19 protein-coding genes are annotated in these 22,160 nt (G+C 63.9%); 3 read left to right on the top strand and 16 right to left on the bottom strand.

From position 1 onward, the window contains the following. Positions 1 to 63 precede the first annotated feature (63 nt). The 4 genes from K940_RS0126260 to K940_RS33385 all read right to left on the bottom strand — a co-directional run bounded on the left by K940_RS0126260 (position 64) and on the right by K940_RS33385 (position 2,494). On the bottom strand, positions 64 to 342 hold the full coding sequence (locus K940_RS0126260; RefSeq protein ID WP_028479902.1) for a hypothetical protein: 279 nt from the start codon (positions 340 to 342) through the stop codon (positions 64 to 66). An 11-nt stretch (positions 343 to 353) separates the two neighbouring features. Then, positions 354 to 1,709: a hypothetical protein gene (locus K940_RS0126255; RefSeq protein ID WP_155981136.1), complete on the bottom strand. Its 1,356-nt coding sequence runs from the start codon at positions 1,707 to 1,709 to the stop codon at positions 354 to 356. A gap of 101 nt (positions 1,710 to 1,810) precedes the next feature. Next, positions 1,811 to 2,122: a WXG100 family type VII secretion target gene (locus K940_RS0126250; RefSeq protein WP_036530479.1), complete on the bottom strand. Its 312-nt coding sequence runs from the start codon at positions 2,120 to 2,122 to the stop codon at positions 1,811 to 1,813. Between the two features lie 30 nt (positions 2,123 to 2,152). Next, positions 2,153 to 2,494 carry a WXG100 family type VII secretion target gene (locus tag K940_RS33385; protein WP_051407572.1) on the bottom strand — a complete coding sequence of 114 codons (342 nt, stop codon included), beginning with the start codon at positions 2,492 to 2,494 and terminating at the stop codon, positions 2,153 to 2,155. A gap of 224 nt (positions 2,495 to 2,718) precedes the next feature. Between K940_RS33385 and K940_RS0126240 the strand changes: the two genes are divergently transcribed. Next, the gene (locus K940_RS0126240) at positions 2,719 to 2,997 is read left to right on the top strand and encodes a hypothetical protein (protein WP_028479899.1); all 279 of its coding nucleotides are present in this window, start codon (positions 2,719 to 2,721) and stop codon (positions 2,995 to 2,997) included. 172 nt (positions 2,998 to 3,169) lie between these two features. Here K940_RS0126240 and K940_RS31290 read toward each other — a convergent pair whose 3' ends face one another. Further along, the gene (locus tag K940_RS31290) at positions 3,170 to 3,787 is read right to left on the bottom strand and encodes a class I SAM-dependent methyltransferase (protein WP_196812388.1); all 618 of its coding nucleotides are present in this window, start codon (positions 3,785 to 3,787) and stop codon (positions 3,170 to 3,172) included. Between the two features lie 211 nt (positions 3,788 to 3,998). After that, a complete protein-coding gene (locus K940_RS0126230; RefSeq protein ID WP_028479898.1) occupies positions 3,999 to 4,610 on the bottom strand; it encodes a TetR/AcrR family transcriptional regulator in 612 nt (203 codons plus the stop codon). A 197-nt stretch (positions 4,611 to 4,807) separates the two neighbouring features. Here K940_RS0126230 and K940_RS0126225 point away from each other — a divergent pair, with 197 nt between their 5' ends. Continuing rightward, entirely contained in the window at positions 4,808 to 5,821 is a 1,014-nt protein-coding gene (locus K940_RS0126225) for an alpha/beta fold hydrolase (protein ID WP_028479897.1), read from the top strand. A gap of 346 nt (positions 5,822 to 6,167) precedes the next feature. Here the strand turns inward: K940_RS0126225 and K940_RS0126215 are convergent, their stop codons facing one another. Continuing rightward, the gene (locus tag K940_RS0126215; RefSeq protein WP_028479896.1) at positions 6,168 to 6,581 is read right to left on the bottom strand and encodes a MarR family winged helix-turn-helix transcriptional regulator; all 414 of its coding nucleotides are present in this window, start codon (positions 6,579 to 6,581) and stop codon (positions 6,168 to 6,170) included. Between the two features lie 78 nt (positions 6,582 to 6,659). On the opposite strand from K940_RS0126215, the gene K940_RS0126210 reads away from it, so the two are divergent. Beyond that, on the top strand, positions 6,660 to 7,190 hold the full coding sequence (locus K940_RS0126210) for a MarR family winged helix-turn-helix transcriptional regulator (RefSeq protein WP_231390524.1): 531 nt from the start codon (positions 6,660 to 6,662) through the stop codon (positions 7,188 to 7,190). Positions 7,191 to 7,510: 320 nt separating this feature from the next. On the opposite strand, the gene K940_RS0126205 is transcribed toward K940_RS0126210, so the two are convergent. The 9 genes from K940_RS0126205 to K940_RS0126165 all read right to left on the bottom strand — a co-directional run bounded on the left by K940_RS0126205 (position 7,511) and on the right by K940_RS0126165 (position 21,547). After that, the gene (locus K940_RS0126205; protein ID WP_028479894.1) at positions 7,511 to 8,749 is read right to left on the bottom strand and encodes a VWA-like domain-containing protein; all 1,239 of its coding nucleotides are present in this window, start codon (positions 8,747 to 8,749) and stop codon (positions 7,511 to 7,513) included. Then, positions 8,746 to 9,987, bottom strand: a complete 1,242-nt coding sequence (locus K940_RS0126200; RefSeq protein ID WP_028479893.1) for an AAA family ATPase — start codon at positions 9,985 to 9,987, stop codon at positions 8,746 to 8,748. Before K940_RS0126200 ends, K940_RS0126205 begins: the two co-directional genes overlap by 4 nt. 46 nt (positions 9,988 to 10,033) lie before the next feature. After that, the gene (locus K940_RS0126195) at positions 10,034 to 11,422 is read right to left on the bottom strand and encodes a hypothetical protein (protein ID WP_028479892.1); all 1,389 of its coding nucleotides are present in this window, start codon (positions 11,420 to 11,422) and stop codon (positions 10,034 to 10,036) included. Positions 11,423 to 11,900: 478 nt separating this feature from the next. Beyond that, complete coding sequence (locus K940_RS30550) at positions 11,901 to 17,564, bottom strand: type I polyketide synthase (protein WP_051407570.1); 5,664 nt, start codon at positions 17,562 to 17,564, stop codon at positions 11,901 to 11,903. Next, positions 17,546 to 17,920 carry an AMP-binding protein gene (locus K940_RS31285; RefSeq protein WP_081706708.1) on the bottom strand — a complete coding sequence of 125 codons (375 nt, stop codon included), beginning with the start codon at positions 17,918 to 17,920 and terminating at the stop codon, positions 17,546 to 17,548. Before K940_RS31285 ends, K940_RS30550 begins: the two co-directional genes overlap by 19 nt. Positions 17,921 to 18,074: 154 nt before the next feature. Next, positions 18,075 to 18,518 carry a hypothetical protein gene (locus K940_RS0126180; protein WP_028479890.1) on the bottom strand — a complete coding sequence of 148 codons (444 nt, stop codon included), beginning with the start codon at positions 18,516 to 18,518 and terminating at the stop codon, positions 18,075 to 18,077. A gap of 17 nt (positions 18,519 to 18,535) precedes the next feature. After that, the gene (locus tag K940_RS0126175; protein ID WP_028479889.1) at positions 18,536 to 19,579 is read right to left on the bottom strand and encodes a phosphotransferase family protein; all 1,044 of its coding nucleotides are present in this window, start codon (positions 19,577 to 19,579) and stop codon (positions 18,536 to 18,538) included. 3 nt (positions 19,580 to 19,582) lie between these two features. Beyond that, positions 19,583 to 20,464, bottom strand: a complete 882-nt coding sequence (locus tag K940_RS0126170; protein WP_028479888.1) for a diiron oxygenase — start codon at positions 20,462 to 20,464, stop codon at positions 19,583 to 19,585. Positions 20,465 to 20,521: 57 nt separating this feature from the next. Next, complete coding sequence (locus K940_RS0126165; RefSeq protein WP_028479887.1) at positions 20,522 to 21,547, bottom strand: hypothetical protein; 1,026 nt, start codon at positions 21,545 to 21,547, stop codon at positions 20,522 to 20,524. Positions 21,548 to 22,160 lie beyond the last annotated feature (613 nt).

Raw genomic sequence — 22,160 nt, 5'->3', positions numbered from 1 at the left:
TCTTCGTGCTCCAACAGAACCAGCCGAAGACCAGTGACGATCCCCGCGCGAGCGGAAAGGTTCTTACTTCTCGTTGTTGACCGGCCGCCCCTGTTTGTCGAACCATTGGCCTGACTGGTCTCGAGTCCAGCCCTCGAATTCAGTGCCTTCCAGGTCGTCGGAGAAGCGGCCGCCTAGCCCTGGCGTGGTCCCTTCGGGTGCGGGACCGGCCGCAGCGCGGTCCTTTTCGAACTGGTCGAATATTGCCTGATTGTGTGCGTATTCCTCCGGGGTATATACCAGCCCGAGTTTCTCGGCTTCTTCGTCGGTGTAGAAGAGTTTGCCACCGATTTTTTCCGGCATGATTTTGCTCCTTATCGTTCCGCCATCTGGATCACCCAACGACCCTTTGCTGTATCAAAGACCTTGCTGTGCACCACGAAATCCGTTCCCGATGCGAACAGAACTTCGTCCGGTGTGCCGTACCGGCTATAGTCACGCCCGGTTTTACTGACGATCTGGAACTCAACATTCGAAGTGTTGACGGTCAACTCATTCACGCCTTGACGGTTCGTACTCGCGGATGTGTACCCAAGTTCTGTGGTCGCCTTCTTCTCAACGTATCGGGCCAGCTGTTCGTCGGTGAGGGTGGTGTGCCGGACCACCAATCCCTCATGAGGGGGAAGCTTGCCCAGCGCGTTGTTGAGCGCGTCTATCTGACGTTGCTGCTCGGGGGTCACTCTGCCTTCGCGCAGGGCGGCGGTCAGCGATTGGGCATTGGTGTCGCTCGGTCCCTGCCTCAGTATTGCCACGTCATCGGCACTCAGCGCCACTGGTGGGTCGGGTTTTGGTTTGAGCCGCCCGCCTGGTTTCAGGTCTTCGAGCCGCTCCATTTCCCGTACATGCCGGGCGATATCGGCATCCAGCTTCACCCCCGCGGCGATACCGCGTTCGGCCTGCCATCGCTCGATCATGCGCCGCATCGGGCGCGCGTAGCGAGCGCAGATGGCTGCGGCACCGGCCACACCGACAGCGGCACTGGCGCCGAACGTAATCCAGCTCGAGGCAATCGAGATAGCGGCGTTGATGGCCAGTTCCGTCAACAGCGCGTCGCGGATGTCCTCGAGCTGCGATTTCAGGTCGTCCCGCAGCTCGTCCAGGGCAATGCGATGATCGCGGCAGGATGCAGCCAGATCGGCCATAGCCGCAATGACGGCCTCCGCAGCCGCTTTCACTGCGCGGATATCCTCGTCGATGAACGCTACTTCGGGTGCCGTCTGCGACTCGAAAGCAGCCGCGGCCGCCTCGAGCGCGGCCGGAAATCCAGCAACGTCGGCGGCGCGGGCTACTCGTTCCCATGTGTCGGCCGCGTTGCTGATCGTGGTCGCGTTGCCGTCGGGCACGACGATGCCGATCATTTCGGCCAGCCCTATACCCTCATCCACCAAACCGTTACCAGGGCCGCCCGCGGAAGGTAGCGGAGAGCGACACATGACCACCGGGGGGTACAGCACGGTCGGTGGGGCGGGCAGCGCACCAGCCCCCATGGTTGCCACGTGATCGGCGCATTCGTGGTTGTAGCCGATTTCCTGCAAGATCAGGGCGTACCCGTGAGCTGCCTTGGCGATCTTGGAGACCATGCGCAAGATTTCCGCGGCCCGGCTGTCGTAGGATTCGCCCCACTTTTTCGCGTCCGAATACGACCCCGCCATATCCGTTGCCTCGGTCATGGCGGACCATTCGCCATCCACGGCAGCCCAGAAATCGGCCGCAGCGGTAGCCAGCTTGGTAGCGGTTTCGTAGTAGACCGGCACCGCCACCTCGATGACAGTCACTCGGCGGCCCCGGAGCCACCGCGGCCGAGCATGGCAACATTGGCCGCTGCGGCGGACTCGTATTCCTTGCGTGCGGCGGTGGCCGCAGCCCGCATTCTTGTCAGGCCCTCGCGGATCTTGATGGCGGCAGCGGTCCATTCGGCGTGTGCGGTAGCGTGCGCATCGGCGGCCTCACCACTCCAGTTGCCCTGCACGGCGGCAATACGTTCCTCGACTTCCCGCAGGGATTCCGCCACAAAACCATTCAAGCCCTCCATGCGGGCGGTGACGATGTCCAGGTGCTCGAGATCTACGCGGAATTCGGTCATGGTGTCCCCCCGGTTCGGGTGGTCAATGTATCAGATCGGCGGCAGGCTCAACGAGCCGAAACCGTCCGCGGCGGTGGTGTCCGCGGCCGCGGCACGGTTGACCACCACGCCCAGCAGTTCGGCCATTTCAGCCAACGCCTCGAACACCTCCAGCGCGGCGCGGTGTGTCTCGTCCCAGGCCCCGGCGTAGGCATCGGCCGCCACGCCACGCCAGCTCGTCATCAGTCCGTCGACTTCGGCTGATGCCGAACGCAACCCGCTGACGAGGTTCTGAGCGGTCTGCTGCACGTAGCGACCGGCGTCGGAGACGTACTCGGGCACCACGACGAATGTGGTGCTGGATGATGCCGCGGTGGCGGCGGGATCGGTCACGGCAAGGACTCCTCGCGCGGGTAGGAAATGGATACGACACTTACTGACCTGCGGTTTTATCGTCGATGACCTGCCGCCAATATTGATCCATCGTAATCGACGGGATACAAGCGCTGTGGACCCTGGGGGTTCGCACCGCTTTCGTTGTGCTAGTGAGCCACCACCGCACTGCGGCGACCGACAAGCCGAAATCAGCTACGAGGGAGGCATTTCCGGAGGCATGAATGAACGAGTCGGTGGAATCACGCACCCAAGGCATGATCGCCCGTCAGATCGTCCGCGCGACTGCGTTCAACGTTCGCCGTTGGGTCGGCCGCGAACTCCTGGCCGACCCACTCGAGGTTCTGGAATCAGAGGATTCCAACCCCTCTTCACAGAACGATTGCTGCTCCAACTGGCTCACCGCAACCAGCTCAGCTCGCAACTTTCGACAGCAGCGTCGAAACACTACCCCCACCGTGGTCGCGACCTGTCCCACCAGCGTCTTCGGGATCACCATTTGAGGGTCGGCGAGCAAAAGCTATAGGACGGACGTCGGCGACCGACGAATCTCGCGCCTCACCCACGTCGACCCGGGCAATCGGTCCATGCTCACGGATATGCGTCGTTCACCGTGGATACCACGCCGGTCGGATCGGATCCCTATATCGAGACTAGCGCCGGACTTCGACTCGCTCATGCCGGCGCCACCGCCGTCAGCAGCTGCTCCGAGCGACCTCGCGCTTCGACCCGCGGTTCGGCGAATCCGGCGTCGGCCAGCATCGACACCAGCTCGGATTCCTCGTAGCAGCGCATCCGCCGGACCAGTACGCCCGGCGCGACCGTCGCAGGCGGATTCGGCGCCACCGTGTGGACGACCAGCCGGCCGCCCGGAGCCAGCACGCGCCGCAGCTGGGTCAGCACCGCCGGACCGTCCATGAAGAAGAAGGCGTTCATCATCGTCGCGCAGGTGTACCGGCCATCCGCCAGCGGCAAGTGCTCGGCGGAGGCTTGCACCACCTCCAAACGCCCATCCTGTATCGCAGCTGCGTTGCGCGTACGCGTCAGGTCCACCATGTCCGCACTGTGATCGACCGCCGTTGCCCGGCACCCCGACCGCAGCGCGCGGTCGACGAATGTTCCACCACCACAACCGATTTCCAGCAGGTAATCATCGGGTCCCGGGTCCAGCGCGGTCAGCACCTCATCGAAGATCCGGTGATGTGCCACCGGATCGCGCCACCATCCTCGCGCGATCGTCCCACTCGGACGCCGAAAGAACCGGTCGATGAGAGTGTCTACCGCATGCCGCACAGGTCCACCTCCGACTCCTGGCCGAACCAGCGAGACGCTATCGGTGTCGGAAATCACTGTCAATAGAATTGAAGGTATTGCGCCCAACGATGGAACCGCGGCCGTTCCTTCGACGTGCTCACTGCCGGGTAGCCGCTGCGCCGAGGTCCGCAGCAGGGGTAGCGCCGTCGAGGGAAGTGTCCGGCGAACCGGCATCACGTGGCGTTGCGGTTCATGGTGCCGGGATTGCGGTCAAAGCGGTGTCGATGAGGGTTGCTGCGGCGGTGCGGGCGTGACAGGCGGCGTCGTTGGTCCCGGCGATGGCGGCGGTGGTTTGCGCCCCTTCGGCGAGTATGGCGAGTTGGTGGGCGAGTTCGATGGGGGCGCCGGTTTCGATGACGAGTTCGGCGAGGCGGGCTTGGAATTGGGCTTTGTGTTCGCGGATGAGGGTGACGATGCGGGGTGCGGTGCCGCCCAGTTCGCCGAAGGTGTTGATGAAGACACAACCACGGAAGCCGTCTTCGCCCGTCCAGCGGACCAGCATGTCGTAGATCGCGAGGAGTCGGTCGCGTGGCGTGTCGCCAGTGGCGATGGCGGCTTCGACGAGTTCGTTCCAGGTGTGGTGTCGGTGCTCCAAGACGGCCTCTACGAGGTTCTCCTTGGAGGGAAAGAGCTGGTAGAGGCGTTTGAGGGAGACGCCGGCCTCGGTTCGTAGGGCGCCCATGCAAACGGCGTGGACGCCCTGGCTGTAGTAGAGCCGGCCGGCGGTGGCCAAGACGTGTTCGCGGATCTCCTCGTCGGTCTGCGACTGCGACGCGGACCGGCTGCGGGTTGTCGTCGGCATGGTTCCCTCCTGTTGCCCGGGCGTGTGGCGATAGTCATAGCGCTATCCCTGCCGGAGAACTAGCGCCGAGAACATTCATTCTCTAACGTACTCCCGGACAAACGAGAACGTTAATTCTCCGAAAGGAGACCGGGGTACCGAGGATCGATCGCTACCGGTCTCTTGGGACCACTGTCATGAGATGAGGACGTAACAGCATGAACACCAACGACAACTCCACCCGCCCGGCCCGTCGCAGTCACCGCGGTGTGTGGACCGCGCTCATGGCGGGTGTGGCCACGATCGGCCTGGTCGCCGGGTGCACCGCGACCGACGAGGCCGGCTCCGATGACACCCCGACAAGCGCAACGGCCGCGAACAACGAACGACTCAACGAGGGCTACGTCACGACCACCGACGGCGTAGAGATCTTCTACAAGGACTGGGGTCCCCGCTCCGGGCGGCCGGTGCTGTTCAGCCACGGCTGGCCCCTGAACTCCGACGCCTGGGAAGCGCAGATGCTGCACTTGGCCGACAACGGCTACCGGGTCATCGCCCACGACCGTCGTGGGCACGGCCGTTCCTCCCAAACCTGGACCGGCAACGACATGGACCACTACGCCGACGACCTGGCCGCGGTCGTCGAGAAGCTGGATCTGCGGGAAGCGACCCTGGTCGGGTTCTCCACCGGCGGTGGCGAGGTAGCCCGCTATGTGGGCCGACACGGCACCGACAGGGTTGCCCAGGTCGCGCTCATCTCCGCGGTCACACCACAGATGGTCGAGACGGCGGACAACCCCAACGGTGTGCCGATCGAGGTGTTCGACGGCCTGCGCGCCGGGTCCCACGCCGACCGCGCACAGCTCTACCGCGATCTCGCCGAAGGCCCCTTCTTCGGCGCCAACCGCCCCGACTCGAATGTCTCCCAGGGTATGAAGGACACCTTCTGGCTACAGAGCATGCAGTCCGGCCACAAGGCCGCCTACGACTCCATCGAAGCCTTTTCCGAAACCGACCTCACCAGCGACCTCGAGAAGATCGACGTGCCCACCCTGATCGTCCACGGCGACGACGACCAGATCGTGCCGATCGACAACTCCGCCCGCGAGGCCGACGCAATCGTCGAGGACTCCACGCTCGTGGTCTACCCCGGCGCTCCCCACGGCCTCACCGACACCCACAAGCAACGGCTCAACGACGACCTACTCGCCTTCGTCGACAACCTGCGATAACACCTTCCACCCTGGGACGAACCGGTCGGGCACTCGCCTGATGCTCGGCCGGTCCCCGTGCCGAATACTCGGCGCCGCATCACGACGGAGCCGGGCGTCCTCGCCGGACAGCTCATGCGAGATCCCGACATCCCAGCGGGGTCGGTGGCGGTCGAGCAGCTGACTGTCTTCGTACCGCTGCAGAGAGCTTTTGGGGCGTAGCCGAGCCCGCGGAATGGAAGCAGGCTGCAGCCGGACGGACCTCGGGTGTGAACCTGGACTGCCTCGCTCGAGCGCGCACGATCTACCCGAACCAGGTGACCATGCCGCACCGACAACGCGCGGACCATGCGCACCGACGGTCAACTCACGGCATCGCGTCGACGAAACGAGTCAGCAGTCGCGCAAAGTCCATACGCTCCGAATCGGTCCACCCATCCATGGCTCGTTCGAATGCCTGCCGGCGGTGGCGATGAGCCGCGGCGACGACGTCATAACCCTGATCGGTCAACAGCAGTATCGAGCGGCGACCATCCGTCTGGTCGGCAACTCGCCGCACCAGGTTCGCCTCGACAGCTGTCGCGACCAGCCTGCTTGCCCGCGGCTGGTCCACCGCAAGTGCAGTCGCCACCATGGAGACCGTCGTATCGGTAGACGACTCGATGACATCGAGGACGTCGAAAGCCTGACCGACGATCTCCTCTCCACCCTGCAGCGTGCGTTTGGTCTGACGGCGACGAATCGCGAGCATTGCGCGTTCGATGCACTCGACATCGCTCATATCACAATGGTAGCTTGACTACAACTACATGTAGTGCAACAAGTAATTGTAATCAGTCATAGATAGGTGTGGATGTCCATGCTCATGCGTATCCCCGCGCTCCTCCTTTACATTGCGATGGCCATTGCTCCGGTGGCGGCATGCGCAAGTCAGGATGCAGACCAGCTCGGTCCGGCAGCCTCGACTACACCCGACGACGGGAGGTTGATCGGATATCAGCTCAAGCGGCTCGATCAACTCATCGAATCCACCTTTGACCGGTTGCTCGCGAAGGCAGGGCTGAGCCGGAGGGAATGGCAGACGCTGAACGTCGTTCGGACAGCACCGATCGACGATGCAGCACTCGTAGACGCGCTGCGCCCATTCTGGGAGGTCAATCGAGAAAATGCCGCGACGGTGGTCTCCGACCTGCGCAACCGCGGGTGGATAGTGCAACACGCCGACCAGCGTTACGCGCTGACCCCTGCAGGATCCGACGTGTACAACGAAGCCTCTAGCTCCGTAGATCGGATTCGGAATCTCGCTTCCACCGGGATCGGGGCCGATGAATTCGACACGACGATGGATGTGATGGGAAGGATGATTGCGAACCTAGAGAATCAGGGCTAGCGCCGCAGCCGGACTTCCAGGTCATGGTCCGAGTTGGGATCGTCGCTGGTAGTGGCTACGGCGGGCGCGGTGTTGGGGTCGAGGCCAGCCGGGATAGTGGGATTCCCGCACCGCGAAATCCTCGGCCCGACGGACCGCCACTGCCGATCGTCGCGACACGTGACGGACGTTGGGAATCGCGTACGGCGCGGCCTTGGTTCTCACGGCAACGGTGGACTCGCCTGTCGACTACGGCCAAACCTTCTGGCTGGTCGCTGCGGCCATGATCGCCGTCGTTGTGATCGCGGTGGGGCTGCTTGCAGCCATCGAGCGGCGGACACCTACCCGATATCGACTACTCGGGCCCATGCGGGCGGTGGGTCCGGGGTGTAGTCGGGATCGGATTCGCGCCATGACGTGGTGCACTGCCGACGAAACAGTCCCACCACGGTTCGGCAGGGTGGTCGTCTGGTGGGCCAGGGGGTCTGGCCGTCGGTCAGGATGACGAGGGCATCGGGACCTGGTTGGGTTCGCAGCGCCTTGGTTATGCCCGTACGCAGGTCCGTTCCCCCACCGCCGAGCAATGGTATTCCCTCGGCGCGGCACAGTGGGTGCACGATTCTGGCTGCCGCGTCACAGGACACTACGGTGACCAGGTCGCGGCGGCCGCCTACGGCACGGACGATAGCGGCCATTTCGAGCAGCGCGCTGCCCAGTTCGGTGTCACTGACCGAACCGGATGTGTCGATGAGCACCGCGACCCTTGGTGGCGTTCGCCGCAGACTCGCCAGCACCACACCGGGCACCCCGGCCGAGCGCCGGGCCGGTCGGCCATAGCGGTAGTCCTCGCCCGCACCGGCGCTGCAGACCGCCGAGCGGATGGCGGCGCCCAGTAGATTTCGCCATGGCTGTGGTGGGTGGAATACCTCTTCCGCCCAGCGCTTCCACCCTTCGGGGGTATCCCCAGGACGGCCGATGATGCCTTGCGCCACCCGGAAGCGGACGGCGTCGCGTTCCTGTTTGCTGAGTCCGTTCGCGTGGTCGGGTCCCAGCTCCCATTCGCGGTGCGATCCGTCGGCCCCGCTGCCGCAGTCGAGCCAGGCTATGTCCTGTGTATGCGGGCCAAGCCGGAACTGGCGCAGATAATCCTCCATGAGCTCGCCGTCGGGCAACCCCAGCGACTCGGGTGTGACAGCCCCGTCGGGCCGAGCCAAGCCGGCACCGAATATGTCGTCGTTGATTTCGCAGTCGGCGGCGATGTTCATCCGCAACCGTTCCGCCGGGTCGATCAGGCCGTGTCGCCGGGCGAATCGGTCACTGCGACTGTGATGGTCGCGCAGCAGATGTGATACTTCGTGCACCCATACTCCGGCCAGGTCCTCCACCGGGGTCCGGTCCACGAACGCAGGCGACACGTAGCACCGCCAGTACCGGTCGACACCCATCGTCGGTACTCGGCGCGATTCGACGACATACAGGGCGAACAGCGCGCTCGCCAGATAGGGCCGGACCCTGACTGCGTGTAGTCGGGCGGCGAAGAGCTTGTCGCGGTCCAGGGTCCCCGGTGTGTACGCGCTCATCGGCCTACCTTCGCGGCGGCACGATCGGCTACCCGGTCGGCTTCCTTGGACACCGAGATCACCCCGGCGAGTTCCTCGATCGCCACCGGCACGTCCCAGTCTTCCCGGCGCAGTGTGGCGAGAGTTGTTGCGGGAACGACGACCACATCCGGGGCTCCGGTTTCCATAGCTTTGACCAAAAGTGCCCATGCCGCATCCCAGCGGGATTTCTCCGGGTTTTTGCGGACTGCCGCCACAACGCCGTCGAGCACGGCTTGGCGCAGATCCCCGCGTTCGGGCAAGGCGGCGCCTTCCGGATCGGCGAGCAGCACTTCCGGATCCGGGAGGTCCATCCGACCCAAACTGGCGAGCAGTTCGAAGCCGGGACCATCACCTACAGCACCCCGGACCAGTAGGGAAAGCACATCTCGGGATGAACCGGCCGCAGTGGCGAAGGCGATCAGCCGCAGTGCCATCTCCCAGCTTCGCGGCGACGGCCAAGGACCACCTCGGCGTGTTTCCGTGCTCGGCAGTCGATGGACAAGAGCGGGACGAGCCGCGAGGAGCACACATACCGCGCGACGCGCGAAAGATACTGCCTCGCTCAGCTTCTCCGGAGCCAACCGCGGCAGTGTCGCGTGCGGCCAGATCCCGCTGAGGCCACGAACCACGACATCGTGATCGTGGGTCCATTGCAGATGCACGAACCGGTTGGCCAGCGGCGGGCTCAGCTCCCAGCCATCGGCGGCCGAGGACGGCGGGTTGGCCGCGGCCACGATCCGGACACCTGGTGGCAGCTGGATGGCGCCGATCCGCCGTTCCAGAACCAGACGGAGCAGGGCGGCTTGTACTGCGGGTGGCGCGGTGGACAGCTCGTCCAGGAACAGCAGTCCGCGCCCTGCCCGGACGAGTCGTACAGCCCAGTCCGGCGGAGCCATCGGGACTCCGTGTTCCGCGGGATCATCTCCGATGATGGGAAGGCCGGAGAAGTCCGATGGTTCATGCACACTCGCGATAACCGTGGTCAGTGGAAGGTCGAGGTCGGCGGCGAGCTGAGTCAGAGCCGCGGTTTTCCCGATTCCCGGTTCACCCCACAGCAGCACCGGCAGATCGGCGGCCACGGCCAGCGCCAAGGCCTCCAGCTGGGTATCGGGGCGTGGTTCGGTGGTTACCTCGCGCAGTAGAGTCAGCAACTCGCCTGCGACGTCGAGTTGGGACGGATGGGCTGGATCGGCGGACGTGCGGACAGCAGTAAGCATGGATGATCACCTCGAGGGGTTAGGATGGGCGACGAAGATCGCCGGGTCAGCGTGCGGTCGCGTTGCGTGGATGCGCGCGATGGTCGCGGGAACGCCGCACCGGAGGGATGCGGCCGATTCCTGGATCGGACAGGCCTGCTCGGAACAGTCCATAGATGATTCGCCGTCGCGTGGACGCGATGAGTTCGTCGCGCAGAGCACCGTCTCGAAGTAATGCGTCAGGACCGAGCAGATCACTGACGATTGCCATCGCGCCTGCGGTGTCACCATGGTTCAAACGTTCCCTGACACCGGTGAGGCAGTCCGGATGGCGGTGCGCCTCATCGATAGCCTGCAGGCAAGGCAACGGCGTACCGGTCAGGGCGGCCAGCAGTTCCTCCCGCCGGATCTCGGCCTGGTCGTGGTCCAGCGCGACCAGAACCCCGTCGACCACACCGATCCGGTGTTGCTCTCCCCTGCACTGCACGAGATGCGGTTGGCCCGCCGAGTCCTGGATGCGAGACGCGGCGGTCGGCCGGTGACCGGGTATCAGAGCCGAGGCAACCAGGGGATGTAGCCGATCGGCCGTTATCGCGCCTGCGCGGATCAGTTCCAGATCGGGCAGCACCCAGGTCGCCGCGTCGGGCAGAATCGGCAGCGCGGAGACGCCGCCGACCGGGTATCCGGACGCGATCCGCACCGTGGGCGGACCGGCACCGTTACCGTCCAGGTCGAGAACCAACCGTTGCCCTCCCCCCGGCCGCACGACAAACGCACTGCTACCTCGTGCCTCGGCATGGCACAGTATCTCCGCCTCGGCCGCCCATCGGTCGACAGCGCAACCCTGTGGCACCGTGGCGAGCAACTCGGGGTCCAGCCGCGAGTGGCTCGCTGCGTGTTGTTCAGCCCCACAACGTATCCCAAGCTCATCGGCCCTGCGTGCATCCCACAAGTGGCGATGCAGATCGAGGCGGAAACGTCGGTTGGGGCGAGGATGCGGATGGGGGCCTGCTCCGGCGGTGGCTCTGTCCCACAATGCGAGGCCGACCCGCTGACCAGCGTCCGCCCACGCAGGCGCGGTCCGAACGACAAGGTGCATAGGACGTGCGCCCCCACGCTTGTCCGGCGCCACATCGTACCGCGCCAAGGCAATGGTCAGCCCTGGTCGCAACAATCCGTCGGGAGCAACCCTAGGCAGATGCCAGCGCAGCAGGTCAGGAGCCAGATAGCGGAGATCGTCCCGGATTCGGGCCGCGAGTTCGTGCCCGTGGTTGCGTGCCACCGACCGCATACTGAAATCGACGTCGAAGCCTGCCGCGGCGCACGCGCCTGCCCAGTCCCCCGCGCGACGGCGGGCGGTAGCAGTTTCGATCATGGAAGGCGGCACGGCGAATTCACGCACACGCAGCCAGAAGGAAAGGCGGGAGTCGTCCCGATTCGCGATGTGAGTGATCATCAGCACTCACCTTGCACGAATCGAACCCCCAATCTTTGAACAGAATGAGTTGACATCGCCATGAGCATAGCGTCCCACACAGATATCGGCCAAGCGGGCGAGTCCGGCGGGTCTTCTCCGAGCCGCCGAGAGCGGCCGAGCTTGGTCACCACGAGTTGGTCTGTGGGACAGTACGGTCGAACGCCGACGACGAGAGCTGAGATCTGCAACTGGATCGAACCAACGCGGCGCAGCACTGCGATCAGTATTCGTCGGAGTAGCCCGTTGTGAATGCAGGGTCGATCCAGCCGACGCCGCCAGAAAGCGGCGACCATTGCCTCTTCGGCGGCAGCCCTCGCGCGAGTTCGCTGCTACGAAGGCAGTGGGTCGGATTCGGAATCTCGCTTTCATGGGGCCGATGAATTCGACACGATGATGGATGTGATGGGAAGGATGATTGCGAACCTAGAGAATCAGGTGTGACCATCGCATCCTGGGACTATCCGAGACGCAACGGGTTTCGTCCCCGACCAAGGTCCGGTGCGTTTGCACCCCCCGACCGAGAATAGCGGTCGGCTACCGCGAGAGCTTCGTCGAGAACACTCAGGCCATGACGGACGTCGTCGTCGCTGATGATGATCAGCGGCGGGCAGACATGCACCCGGTTGCCTACGACGAGCACTGCCACCCCCCGATCGAGGCACAGGCGCTCGAGTTCCTGCATAGGGTTCGCGTTTCCGCTCGGTGCGGACGAAGGTCCGAGCGGCGTCCGGCTCACGCGGTCCTCGACCAGTTCCAGTACCCAGAAACAGCCGATGCCGCGCACGTCGCCCACCGAAGGGTGGCGCTGTCCGAGTGTCCGTAACCCGGGTCCGATCACCTCGTCCCCGAGCCGACGGACATGCGCCAGGATCCCTTCGTCCTCGAAGGCGTGAATCGAAGCGACTGCCGTGGCGCACGCGAGAGGGTGTCCGTAGTACGTGCCGCCACCTCGGAGGGTGCCTCGGATCTCGGACGAGTCACCGGACTGCTCGAGCTCCGCGAAGCACCATACGTCCCCGTCGTCCGAAATGGATCCGTGGCACACGACTGCACCGATGCGCACCGGCAGCACTAGCTGCGAGCCGATCGACGACGGCTCGACGGCGGCACCCAAGACCTGCAGCGCCGAGTCGAGCACGCCCGGGTAGACAACATGGCCCGCCGGCGCACCTCGCGTATCGATACGGGCAAGTGCAGCGCGCTCGCCCCGGTAGAGTTCGCGAATCCTGCGAAACTCGGGACCGTACTCCAGACCTCGTTCATGCGCACCCCGGTAGAAGTCCTCGACGTCCACTGCACAGCTACATCGCGCACGGAGTTCTTCCAGGCCCTCGATCGGTGGTGAGATTTCGGACGCGACATCCACATGCATCCGAGCGTGCCGTCTCCACGCCGTACGCTCGTCTGCGGCGTCGCGGCGTCCGACGAACAGTTCGTCGCCGCATTGCGTCGACTGCACTTCGACCGCGTCGGTCAAGACCAGCGGAGCCTCGAACTGGATGTCCCGGAGGGCGATTGTCGCATCGTGCTCGGTGCCGTCGGAGTCCCCGTCGAGGCTTGCCGCGTGCAGGGCGAGTTCCACATAGCCGACTGCCGGAAAGATCGGTGCGCCCTCGACGCGGTGATCTGCCAGGTAGCTCGGCCGACCTGCGAAGATCACGTTCTCCCAGACCCGGCCGGGCGCCGCTGCCAGCGAATGTTCCACACCGAGCAACGGGTGCACGGTGGGGGCGCTACCTCGCGGGTCGTAGGTGCGCAGCCCACGAGGGCGGCTCGACCAACACCGCTGCTGCTCCCATGGATAGGAAGGGAGCGAGGTGAGGTGCCGCCCCTCCGGGAAGACCGTGTCCCAGTGCAGGTCTGCTCCGGCTTCGTAGAGCGCGGCTTGGCAGTCGCGGAGCGCGTGGAGCTCGTCGCCCCGGCGTATCGATGTGATCACCGCCCGCCGACCCGCGCGCGTGGGGTGTTCGACGATCTGGTGCATAGACGCAGTGAGCACGGGATGAGGAGCGATCTCCAGGAAAGTGTGGTATCCGAGCTCGAGCATCCGCTCGATGGTCGGGTGAAAACGCACCGGCTCCCTTAGATTGCGCCCCCAATAGTCGGGATCGAGCCTCTGCCCACCGAGCTCGTCGGCATCCACAGTGGAGAAGAAGGGAAGCGAGCCGGTAGCTGGAGTGAGTCCTTCGAGGAAGTCGACCAGCTCGTGCGCATAGGGTTCGACCTGAGCACAGTGCCCGGCGACGTCGACCTTCAGCCGCCTGAAGAAGAGCTCATCGGCCAGAACGTCGGCGCCGAGCCGGTCGAGCGCCGACACGTCGCCCGACACGATCGTCTCCTTCGGGCCGTTCACAGCCGCGATCGATAGACGCGACCCGTAGGGAGCGATCCGGCGGGTGGCGTCGGCGACCGATAGCTCCAAAGATGCCATGCCCCCGAGTCCCTTGGTCGCGTCGATGAGCTGACTGCGTCTGCAGATGATGCGCACCGCGTCGTCCAACTCGAGCGCTCCGGCAATATGCGCAGCTGCGATCTCGCCCATGCTGTGGCCGACGACTGCTGCGGCCTCGATCCCCCAACTCTGAATGAGCTTCGCCAACGCGATCTGGTAAGCGAACAGTACCGGCTGCACCACCGAGGTGACCTGCTCTAGTCGGACTCCACTCTCGACCGACAGTTCATCGAACAGCGACCAGCCCGCATGGCGCTCGATTGCGGCCGCGCACGCTTCCAGATGGTGGCCGAAGCCCGGCACACATTCCGCGAGTCGCCGCCCCATGCCCGCCCATTGGGAGCCCTGTCCGGAGAAGACGAACGCGATTCGCGGCGACCTGCCGACATCGACCGCCGCGCACTGCGTCGCATCATCGTTCAACCGGTGAAGCGCATCGAGCAAGCCGGCCTTCGAGCTGAACGGGACGGCGACCCGACAGGCGTGGTGGCTTCGCCGCGCGCCGGCGGTATAGCAGAGGTCGTCGGTGGCGATGCCCGGGTTCGCTTCCAGATACTCGCGATACCGTCCAGCCAGCGTGCGCAGGCCTTCTCTGGAGCGTGCAGACAGCGGCAACACCCCGGTGGCGGCTGGGCTGACACCATTCGGGAGGGATCGGATCTCACGGGACATGGGGTACTCCGACACCACGAGATGGGCGTTGGTGCCCCCGAATCCGAACGAGCTCACGCCGGCGATGCGAGGTCGATCCGATGACACCCAGTCGGCGTGCTGCGCCTGCACAACCAAACCGAGTGCCTCGAAATCTATGTGGGGGTTGGGAGATTCGAAATGCAGGCTTGCCGGGAGTTCGTGCCGATCGAGCGCGAGGACGAGCTTGATCAAGCCGGCCACCCCGGCTGCAGCCTCCAAGTGACCGAGGTTCGTCTTCACCGAGCCCAGCCGGCATCGGTCACCTGCCGGCCTCCCCTTCGACAGCACGCGACCGAGCGCCTCGCATTCGATCGGATCGCCGAGGGGGGTGCCCGTGCCATGCGCCTCGACGTAGCTGACATCCGCCGGAGACACGCCGGCATCACGATACGCGGCCTCGAGCACCGCGACCTGCGAACCGAGGCGTGGCGCGGTCAATCCGTTGGACCGCCCGTCTTGGTTGGTCGCCCCACCACGAACAAGTGCGTACACATGGTCGCCGTGTTCTATTGCGCGCGAGAGTGGTTCGAGCACCACGACACCGACCCCCTCGGAACGCACAATGCCGTTTGCTCGGGAGTCGAAAGCCTTGCAGCGGCCGTCGGGCGAAGTGATACCGGCACGAGAGAACGATGTGTTCACCGTCGGCGAGAGGATCACATTGACCCCCGCGGCGAGTGCGAGCTCGGATTCGCCGTGATGCAGGCTCTTACAGGCGAGATGCACCGCCACCAACGACGAGGAGCAGGCGGTGTCGACGGCCACGCTCGGTCCGACGAAATCGAGGAAGTACGACAGCCGGTTGGCGGCAATGCTTCCGGCATTGCCAGTGGCCACATAGGGGCTGTCGGCATCGCCCGTCATCGACAGCAGCAGCGCATAGTCATAACTCGAGATCCCCACGAAGACCCCTGTGGCCGACCGACTCAGTGACCGCGGAGGGATTCCAGCGTTGTCCAGCGCCTCCCAGCTCGTCTGTAAGAGCAGACGCTGTTGGGGGTCCATCTGCTCGGCTTCCCGCGGCGAGATACCGAAGAACTCGCGGTCGAATCGATCGACATCGGGGATGAAGCCACCCCATTTCGTATTCATCGCCCCTGGACGCCGACCTTCCGGATCGTAGAGCGCGTCGGCGTCCCACCGGTCCGACGGAACCTCCGAGATGGCATCCCCGCCGTCCCGCAGCAGCGTCCAAAACGCGTGCAGTCCGTCCGCGCCCGGAAACCGGCACGCCATCCCGACGACTGCAATGGGTTCGTCGGTCCCGATCATGCGCGCATTCGTCAGCTTCTGGGGCGCAGGGAGTTTCACGCTACCCACGTGTGTGGCAAGTTCGGCGATGCTCGGGAACTCGTAGGCGATCGTCGGCCGCAACTCGGTGCCGACGAAGGCGCTGAGGGCGGCAGCGAGTTCGACGGCGCGTATGGAATCCACGCCGTAATAGGCGAACGGCTGGCCCGGGTCGATCTCGCCGACAGCGATCCGAAGCTCACCGGCCAGGTACGACATCAGCCAGGCCTCGAGCTCACCGACCGTTGGCCGGGCAGCGGCCGGCCGACTCGCAGGCGGCACCGTTCCCGTCTCCCACGATTGTGGACGCGACCAGCCGGCGACCACCTCGTGTGTGCCGGCGACGAACTTCTCCCGGCAGGCGAAACGCTGCACCTTGCCGCTGGATGTGCTCGGCAGGCGGTAGGCACCCACGAGTAGCACGTCCGAGACGGCGACCTCGTACTCCTGCATAACGGTGGTCGCGACCTCTGCACATACCGAGATGAGGTCGGTGTCCGGTGGGACGTCTCGATCGACTTCCTGCACGATGACAAGATGCTCGCCGTCCGCGGCATCGACGGAGAACGCGGCGCCACGCCCACGCAGCAGCACCCGATGGATGCCCTGGACGGTTGCTTCGATATCGTCGGGGTAGAGGTTGCGCCCGCGAATGATGATGAGGTCTTTGAGGCGTGCAACGACGAACAGCTCATCGCCTTCGAGAAACCCGAGATCGCCGGTCCGTAGGTACTGTGCGCCGGTACCACCATCGATAGTTGCCTCGAAGGCGGCGGTCGTCGCGACGTCATTGTTCCAATACCCTTGGGCTACAGCATCACTGGTGATCCATATCTCGCCTACGACCCCGGCTGGGCACGGCCGTCGCGTATCAGGGTCCACGATGATCAGCGTGGTACCAGGCTGTGCGTGCCCGCAGGCGACCATCGCCGTAGCACTGTCGTCGTCCGGGTTCACCTCGACCACTCGGCGTTCATGAAGGTCGCGACGGCGCAACCACTTCGACAACGGTCCACCCGATCTCGCAGATCCGGTTACCAGCAGTGTGGCTTCGGCCAGGCCATACACCGGTCGAAGCGCGTCGGGGTCGAAACCGTTGGGCGCGAACACTTCGACGAACCGTTTCATGGTGTCGGGACGCACGAACTCCGCACCGCAGAGCGCAGCGCGCCATCCCGATAGGTCGAGCTCCGCGCGCTGTTGGGCAGTGGTGGCATCGATGCACAAATCGAAGGCGAAGTTCGGCGCCGAAGTGCAGACGTTGCGCCTGCTCGAGATGAGCTGCAACCACCGAATGGGTTGTAGCACAAACGATGCGGGCGACATCAAGTCCGCACTACCCCCGAAATAGACGGTGGCCAGCGCCACTCCGACCAGACCCATGTCGTGGTGCAGCGGCAGCCAAGAAACAGAGTTCAGATCGTCACCCGGGTAGGGCGAACCCAGAACGCCTCGAATGCTTTCGAGGTTGTGGAGGAAGTTGCGATGGCTGACCATGACCCCTTTGGGGTCACTCGTCGAGCCGGAGGTGTACTGGAGCAGCGCGAGCTGATCGGCAGCTATCTGCTCGGTGGCCGGGATGGTGGCCGTGGCCGGCAGGTTGTCGGAGGCGATCCAGATCATGGGCCGGGCGGGCCTGTCGGGCTCGATCGCGGTACGGGTCCGATTCAGCTCCGCGGCGGACATGAGCGCGCATTGTGCGCCGAATCGTCGACGATCCTGCCGATTCGCGCGATCTGCTTGCGTCCGACCGGCGAGTAGGCCGGCACCGCGACTGCTCCGGCGAAGGCACATCCGAACAGCCCGGCAATGAAATGCAACGGGTTTTCGTGGAGCAGCAGCACGCGCTCACCAGCAGCACCGCATTCTCGCAACGAATCTGCGACCGCACTGGCCTGCGACAACAACGTTGCGTAGGTCCAACTTTCCGTCACCGTCTCGCCGTTCGCCAAGTAGGAATACGCACGTTTTTCCGGATGACCAGCGGCACGCGCCACAAGGAGGTGTGCAAGCGTCGGCTCGGTAAAGCGTTCGTACGGCATGGTGGTCCCCACTCGGATTTGTCGCTGCTGGTACCGCAGTGCGGATACTGCGGTACATCCGCTGCGGTCTGTCGGTTGCTCGGGTCGTCGGTCGGGCGCGCCAGCGGGGCCCGAGCTCGACCGACATGGCCTCGACCGACGTGGCGGAGGCCATTCAGACCCTGCGCTTAGGACCCCGCTCCGAAGGCAGCCCGGGAGCGGTCGCTCTGTCCGTTCCGACGACCGCACCACGTGCACCGGCCTCGGGCGCGTACTTCTCGCGGTTCTTGTAGGCGTATATGGCGCTGTATACGATTCCGATGGTGGCGGACGGCGCGATGGTGAGAAAGATATTGTGTGTGTGCGCGATCATGTGCGCGGTGACCACCACGGTGAGCAGAACACCGTAGGGCACGAGCGTGCCGGCGACGACCCGTATTCCAGGGCTTCTCCACGGCCTGCCGAGCACCTGGTTGGCCAGTAGCAACAAGAAGCTGATCGAGCAGAGGCTCACGGTGCCCTGGACAACGGCGGACACTGTCGCCGAAGCCCAGCCCGCCTCCCAGTTGACGACGAGTGCCCAACTCCCCCACCCCAACGCGCCGAGGGCTGCTGTCACCCTCCAGTCCCAAAGGTTCATCGGAGCTGCCCGAGTAGTGCGGTCACCGGGCCGTCTCGCATGAGCAGTGTCCGTGCACTGTCGATCACCCGGTGCGCGGTCGGATCGTCGACGTAGAACGTCCATGCAGCTCGGCTCGGACCCCAGAACCGATACAACGTCTGAATGGCCAGGTGCTGACTCATTTCCGTTTCTACCGACTCGCGGCTGGCGGCATCGAAGTGCTCGAAGTAGTGATCGAGAAACACGCCGAATATCGGCGCCACCTCGCTTCCGGCGCCGAAGGTCTCCATGGAGATGAGCAGCTCACAGAGAATGTACGACAGGTCGTAGGCAGGGGTACCCAAGTGAGACTGCTCGAAGTCGATGACTCCGAGCGCGGCATCGGCAGCGATGATATTGCGTGAATTGATGTCACCGTGGGTGACGCAGTCGGTCCGGTCCTGGTAAGCCGCTCGGCACGCGAGAACTCGATCGGCCTCCACGGAATTCAGCCGAACGGCGATATCATCGTATTGCAGCCCGAGCTTGAAATCCCGAAACAGCGTATTGCCGAATAGGGAACCAGGTTCGAAACGTCCGAACGTCGACCGGTGGAGTTCGGCCAGTACACGAGGCAGCTTCTTCAGGAAGGACTCCGGCCGCTCGCCGCGGCTGAAATAGTCGTTCAACGGTTCGTCGCCCGCCGCTTCGGTCATGACGAACGCGCTGCGCTGTCGGTCGACATACATGATCTCGGGCACCACCGGCCAGTTGGTGCCTCGCATCGCCTGGACCGCCAGACGCTGCACCTCGCAGGCGAGTTCGCAGCGTCTGGCCGCTGGTATCGCGGGCGGATCGTAGGTCGGATTCGGGACGTCGTCGAGGTACTGCTTGAAGAAGTAGCTGCCCTGACGGGTCTCGATCCGCAGGAGATAGTTGAACAACCCTCCGTCCTGTGGATCGATCCGAAACACGTCTTTCAACTCCACGTCGAGACCAGTGGTTATCACGGCAAGACAGTCGTCCAGTCTCTCGGGGGCAATGGATGCGTCGAACATCGGACGGGCCTCGTTTCTCACGACTCACGGCTTCCAACGGCTCAGGGATGGGAGATCGATGTCGACATCGTGACAGAGCGACGCGATTCGCTGGTAGCTCCGGAGAAGCGGCACGTGGTCGGCTACATCGGGGGCGTTCTCGACGTCGGCGACGATCGCTGCCGCCTGGTCCACTCCGGCGAGCTCGAGCACGTCCTTCCAGACCACCCAGTCCTGTTGGGACAGGCTGGTCATCGCGTGTGGCAGAAAGTCCACGAAGCGGGCACGCTGCTGTGTGCCGAGCTCATGGAAGTGCCCACGCATCACCTGCGCAATGAGGCTGGCGTGTGCGGCTTCGTCACGTTCGTGCAACTCCAGCAGGACTCGGGCGCCGGGCTGAATACGCTCGTCGTTCGAGACGATGGTCAGGAACTCGTAGATGCTCAGCTCGCCTACCACCGCCCAGGTGAGGCGGGCGATATCACTCTCCCATGCCTCACGACTGTCCGCGGTCGCCGCGAGCAGGCTGCGATAGCTGTGTCCGGGCCGCCGCAAACGCGCGATGTCGGTCTCCCCGTTCATCAATGCCAGAAGCGCCCGACACACGACGAGCTCCTCGGTCTCGACCACCCGCCTATTCCATGCGACCCAGGCAAGCGCCTGCACTCGCCGATGGATCGGCTCGTCGAGCGCGACGTAGGTCGGATGGTCGTTGAATGGCAGCAGTTCCGGCGGGAAGTCATGGAGTTCGGGGACGAAGCGGGCCGCTGATTCGTCGTCATAGTTCGGATTGCGTACGGCAGCCCGAGTCAGCCACGTCTTGCAGAGTCGATCGAGCACGGAACTCGCGGCACGGGCTACGGTCTCGGGAGTGCGGCTGCTCAGGAAATCTCCTTCGGCAGCGCGATTCCGGGACGAAATGGTCATGTGCGGGAGTCTTTCTCGAAGATGTCGATATGCGTCGCGTCGCAGAAGGCAGCAGCGCTATCCGTTCACCAGGTGGTGAGTCCCGGCGATCATGTACTGCTGGTGTGGCTCGAGGTCGTCGACGTTGACTGTCTTGATGATCCACCTGGTACGCAGAGACTCCTCGTCATGGACCGCAACGACTTCCTTTGCATGCACCGCGTAGTTGTTACAGACGCATACGAAATCTCCCGGTGCAATGAACTGCCGGAACTTTACACGGTGAAGGATCTCGCACAGCCTCGTCACCACTCGCTCGGCAGCCGGAGTCAACCCCATCGTACGCTTCTCGAAGAAGCGTATGTCAGTGTCTCCGGAGAGTATAGGGTGCGTGCATGCATCACCCAATTTGCAGTTACGACTCGAGACGGTCAAATCATCGAATGGGGTATAGAAGTCACTGCGGCGCAGCAATTTTTTCTCGGGCTCGTCCAATGCTTCGAGTATGTCAATGTTACGAACGAGCGTGGTGTATACCTCGTTGATGGGATCGTTGCGCATGCCCAGCATGTAGACATGATCCGGCCGGACGAAATGGTTGGCCAGATCCTTGTGAAAATAGATCTCGTTGAGCGCCTTCTGTGACTGCGAGGCTGCCAACGCACGCTTCGGGTAGATATCCTGGAACACATCGCCGTCATTGACATTGATATAGCCGATCGCAGGCGTGCCCCGCATGATTCCGAACAAGGCAAGAAACGCTTCGGCGATGAACGTTGTCTTTGTCTCGTACTTCGATCTCACCGGCTCGTCGTGGTCGAAAACCGGTACATCCCGGTCGATCGGCGCGTTCCGGGCCAGAATCCACGGCTGCCGCCTACGATCACGGTCGGCCAGTGTGGCCACGAACTCGGAGAAGCGGGGCGGTACCCTATCGATGAGCGTGGCGACCTGGAACATGAATGCCTCGTAGAGGCGATACGGGCTCACACTGACCGCAGCCAGCGTCGCCGCAAGCTCTTCGCGCTCGGCGTCGGTGAACTCGAAATCTACCGGCAGTGAGTCGACCGGTGCAGAACCGGATACAGCACCTGAAGCAGTCATCGACCGAACCTCTCCATGGACATCAGACGAACACCGGCAGCACGATCGAGTACTGCCGACCACCGCATTCCCCGACGAATGAGGAATATTGAAAACCCGTGCGTCCGTAGCAGAATTGCGGAGATCTCCCCGCAGAGTGCGGGAAAACACAAAATGTTCTCCAAGTCAACTGCACGGCGCCAGGATATTTCCGAACAGTGGTCCCAACACAGGATTGGGATCCACCGAAGACGTTGTTGTGGCACAGCGGAATTACCGTATTCGCCTATTTCGGACGAAGTGATCGGTCGGCGGTGCACGGTCGATGAACCACTGCCGGGTACAGGATTTGCACATACCGACGATTTCGAGCAGTTGGCGTTCCGACCTACCGGACCCAGGTAGGACTGTTCGATCGGTATGCTTGTTATAGAGCGAGACGGCATGCCTCGTCGGCGGGTTGTCGGCTCCTTCGGTCACGACGTCCTGGACCGATCCCGTACAGCAACCAGATCCGACACCGACCAATAGGAGGAACACCCCATCAGCGTTCAGTTCCCAACCTCGTAGCAGAACCATCGGTGGCCGCCGCACCTACAACACGCCGCCGGACTCGACCCGCAGGGATGATATG

It is taken from the genome of Nocardia sp. CNY236 (genome assembly GCF_000482385.1).
Lineage (GTDB): Bacteria > Actinomycetota > Actinomycetes > Mycobacteriales > Mycobacteriaceae > Nocardia.
Note: the sequence above shows the minus strand (reverse complement) of the source record. Positions and strands in the feature narration are given on the sequence as shown.

What these genes read in the sequence shown, in the direction of transcription:
- K940_RS0126260 (WP_028479902.1), bottom strand. Translation starts at nt 342, where the DNA reads ATGCCGGAAAAAATCGGTGGCAAACTCTTCTACACCGACGAAGAAGCC.
- K940_RS0126255 (WP_155981136.1), bottom strand. Translation starts at nt 1,709, where the DNA reads ATGACCGAGGCAACGGATATGGCGGGGTCGTATTCGGACGCGAAAAAG.
- K940_RS0126250 (WP_036530479.1), bottom strand. Translation starts at nt 2,122, where the DNA reads ATGACCGAATTCCGCGTAGATCTCGAGCACCTGGACATCGTCACCGCC.
- K940_RS0126240 (WP_028479899.1), top strand. Translation starts at nt 2,719, where the DNA reads ATGAACGAGTCGGTGGAATCACGCACCCAAGGCATGATCGCCCGTCAG.
- K940_RS0126230 (WP_028479898.1), bottom strand. Translation starts at nt 4,610, where the DNA reads ATGCCGACGACAACCCGCAGCCGGTCCGCGTCGCAGTCGCAGACCGAC.
- K940_RS0126225 (WP_028479897.1), top strand. Translation starts at nt 4,808, where the DNA reads ATGAACACCAACGACAACTCCACCCGCCCGGCCCGTCGCAGTCACCGC.
- K940_RS0126215 (WP_028479896.1), bottom strand. Translation starts at nt 6,581, where the DNA reads ATGAGCGATGTCGAGTGCATCGAACGCGCAATGCTCGCGATTCGTCGC.
- K940_RS0126210 (WP_231390524.1), top strand. Translation starts at nt 6,660, where the DNA reads ATGCTCATGCGTATCCCCGCGCTCCTCCTTTACATTGCGATGGCCATT.
- K940_RS0126205 (WP_028479894.1), bottom strand. Translation starts at nt 8,749, where the DNA reads ATGAGCGCGTACACACCGGGGACCCTGGACCGCGACAAGCTCTTCGCC.
- K940_RS0126200 (WP_028479893.1), bottom strand. Translation starts at nt 9,987, where the DNA reads ATGCTTACTGCTGTCCGCACGTCCGCCGATCCAGCCCATCCGTCCCAA.
- K940_RS0126195 (WP_028479892.1), bottom strand. Translation starts at nt 11,422, where the DNA reads ATGATCACTCACATCGCGAATCGGGACGACTCCCGCCTTTCCTTCTGG.
- K940_RS30550 (WP_051407570.1), bottom strand. Translation starts at nt 17,564, where the DNA reads ATGTCCGCCGCGGAGCTGAATCGGACCCGTACCGCGATCGAGCCCGAC.
- K940_RS31285 (WP_081706708.1), bottom strand. Translation starts at nt 17,920, where the DNA reads ATGCCGTACGAACGCTTTACCGAGCCGACGCTTGCACACCTCCTTGTG.
- K940_RS0126170 (WP_028479888.1), bottom strand. Translation starts at nt 20,464, where the DNA reads ATGACCATTTCGTCCCGGAATCGCGCTGCCGAAGGAGATTTCCTGAGC.
- K940_RS0126165 (WP_028479887.1), bottom strand. Translation starts at nt 21,547, where the DNA reads ATGACTGCTTCAGGTGCTGTATCCGGTTCTGCACCGGTCGACTCACTG.